A 516-nucleotide genomic window follows, 5' to 3' on the forward strand; every position below is an offset into this window, starting at 1 on the left:
TCTTCTTAATGTAAAGAAGTCTGTGAGTCACTAATTCTTTCTTAACGGACGTAATAGTTCGTTCAGTGACGTTTAGCATATCTGCTAATGTCTTATTAGTGAAAATAAAATAAATATTGCCGTCTGCATCAAACCAATGATTCTTGATAGAGTAGCGATTGCGGTCCTTTAATAGTGCATAAGCAATGCGTGCATTGTTGCTCAAATCCTTGTATTTTTCGTTTGTAAAGAGCCACTGAGGCAGTTGATAATACTTCTCAGTGTAAACTTCATTGACGTTGTAGAATTCGTTTGTTGGCATAATAAAAGCCCTCCTATGAATTTGTACGAAAAAGCACACTCATAGAAGAGCTTGTTGATGTCTTTATTTTCAAATTAGAATTTTGCACTATATCATTTTTTGGGATATAATACATTAAGAATTGAAAAAGAGATCAAAGCAACTTCTTGTCGGCCAAAACAGCGAAGGTGCTTTTTTCGTACATTTTTTTATTTACTCATTTATTATAACAGAGT

Annotated in this window: 1 protein-coding gene; it reads right to left on the bottom strand. The window is 33.3% G+C overall.

The features are described 5' to 3' along the window. The coding region (locus AOA62_RS29955; protein ID WP_178075675.1) for a replication initiator protein A at window positions 1–301 on the bottom strand (301 nt) is incomplete at its 3' end. Between the last annotated feature and the right edge of the window lie 215 nt (window positions 302–516).

Origin of the sequence: Pseudomonas sp. 2995-3 (genome assembly GCF_002742565.1) — a bacterium.
Taxonomy (GTDB): Bacteria; Pseudomonadota; Gammaproteobacteria; order Pseudomonadales; family Pseudomonadaceae; genus Aquipseudomonas; species Aquipseudomonas edaphica.